We start from the raw sequence: 2,224 nt of genomic DNA on the forward strand, positions 1-2,224 counted from the left end.
GACCCCTCGTTCCGTACCCGCAGCCTGGAAAAGGCCAAGTCGGAACTGGTCGCGGCATTGGGTGGCGAGTTCGACCGGGACTTGATCGAGGAAGCGGCTACCCGCTTCGTGCGAACCGTCAAATCCGCCGAGGACGCCAGTACCGATACCGAAGAGGTGTCCGCCGCCAGCGAGGAGGCAGCGGAAGATGGCAAGCGAGCAGAAAAACAACTGGCCGTGGCGCCCTGGGTGAAGAATGAGATCCGGGAAATCTGCCGCATCCTCAAGGAAGTCAAGGCACAAGGATTGAGCGACGAAGAAAAGGAAAAAGCACTCAAAAAAGTTGGCAAGTCGGTCGGCAAAGGCAAGGATAAACGGACACTGACCAAGGAGGATTGCCTTGCCATGGCGTTGAGCGACAAGATCGCCAAGCGCTTGGAAGAATCGGCGGAATTGATTTGGAGCGCCATAGGCGACGCGCTCGATATCGCGCTTTTTGGCCGCATGGCGACTTCCGGCCTGATGACCAGCGTCGATGGTGCCATGGCGGTAGCTCATGTCATCACCACCCATGCTGTCGAGCCACAGGATGTGGATTGGTTCACCGCCGTGGATGATTTGACGGAGGACTCTGGCGACAAGGGCGCCGGCCACCTCAATACCCAGCAATTCTCCGCCGGCGTCTTCTACCGCTACGCCAGCCTCAATCTCAAGCAATTGCAGGTGAACCTGGGGCTGATCGGCGACATGAAAGCGTCCGAAACCCCAGAAACCCGCGCCCGCGCCCTGGATATCGCCAAGCACTTGTTCCATATGCTGGCGACCGTCGTGCCCTCCGCCATGCAAGGACGCCACGCGGCGTTCAATCTGGCGGATTTCGCCATCGTCAGCTTTTCCGACCAACCGATTTCCCTCGCCAACGCCTTTGAAACCCCCATTCAGCGTGGGCGTAACGGCGGCTATCTCTCGCCCTCGATGGTGGAACTCGCTGAATACTGGCGGCGCTTGAACTCGGCCTATAGCCTCGACGAAACAGCGGCGGCGTTCCGGTTCGTCACGGAACCCTGGGAAAACGAAACGAAAAAGCCCTGGCCGAAGGGCTTGACCGCCTTGAGTACCTTGGCCGAACTGGAAAACTGGATCGACAACGACGGCCATGCCGAAGGAAACGGCGATGCCTAGCTTCCTCATCCTGAAACTCGATGGTCCCATGCAGGCCTGGGGTGACCACACTTTTGAGGATTTCCGGCCCAGCCGCGATTTTCCTACCCGTAGCGCCCTGCTGGGCTTGCTTGCCGCCTGCCTGGGGATCGAGCGCGAGGACACGGAGGCCCAGGCTCAATTGGCAGGAAGCGTGGAATTCACCGTCCGAGCGGATGCGAAAGTGATGCGGCCAGAACTGCCGGAGCGCGAAGGCAAGCTCGTTCCCCGGCAATCGATACGGCTGGCTGATTTCCATACGGTGCTAGAGGCGCGGCTGGTGAAGCGGGAAGCCAGTGGACTGCCGAAAGCGAACCCCAATCCCGTGGTTTCACGCCGCGAATATCTCTATGACGCTCATTTCACCGTCGCGGTCGGCCAGCGCGAACCAGCCACTTACCCGCTGGAATCCATCGCCGCCCATCTGCGGAAGCCCGTCTATACCCCGAGCCTGGGGCGGCGCTCCTGTCCCCTGGCGCGCCCACTGCTGGATGCCGAAAACGTTCTGATTGAAGCAGAAAGCGGCGTCGCAGCCCTGGCGCAAGTCTTGCCCCTGGGCGGGCTGATTTACGCCGAAACCGATGTCCAAGCACGCAATCCCATCGTAGTCCGCGACTTACCCATGCATAGGAATAAGCGAATGTTCACCACCCGCAAAGTGTACGTCCACAAACAACCGGAGGCCGCCGATGTTCATCAGTCGGATTGAAGTGGACTGGGCCAAGGCGCGGAACCCTTACGATCTGCACCGGGCAGTGTGGACGCTGTTTCCAGGACAAGAAAAGGAGCCGCGCAAAAAGCTGGATGAAGAACGCCAGGGATTCCTGTTCAGGGTCGATGACAGTCGCACCGGACACGCGGCCCGCCTCCTGGTGCAATCTCAAACCGCGCCTCGAATCGTAGGGCAGGGTGCCCGGTCGCTGGGATCGCGGGAATTTGACCCACAGCCGTCGGAAGGCCAGCAACTGGAATTCTTGCTCACAGCCAATCCGGTCAAAACCATCACCGACCAATATTCCGATACCAAACCGGGTAAAAAACCTAA

Annotated in this window: 3 protein-coding genes; all 3 read left to right on the forward strand. The window is 59.7% G+C overall.

All coding sequences use genetic code 11. The annotated features are described in order from the left end of the window. The coding region (cas7e, locus tag ACYQ1H_RS15400) for a type I-E CRISPR-associated protein Cas7/Cse4/CasC (protein ID WP_460028917.1) at positions 1–1,161 on the forward strand (1,161 nt) is incomplete at its 5' end. Continuing rightward, positions 1,154–1,888 (forward strand): type I-E CRISPR-associated protein Cas5/CasD, encoded by a 735-nt coding sequence (cas5e, locus tag ACYQ1H_RS15405; protein WP_460028918.1) that lies wholly within the window; start codon positions 1,154–1,156, stop codon positions 1,886–1,888. The genes cas7e and cas5e, both read left to right, overlap by 8 nt. Further along, positions 1,869–2,224, forward strand: a 356-nt coding sequence (cas6e, locus tag ACYQ1H_RS15410; RefSeq protein WP_460028919.1) for a type I-E CRISPR-associated protein Cas6/Cse3/CasE, incomplete at its 3' end; no start/stop codon positions are given. The genes cas5e and cas6e, both read left to right, overlap by 20 nt.

The organism is Methyloparacoccus murrellii (genome assembly GCF_054657115.1).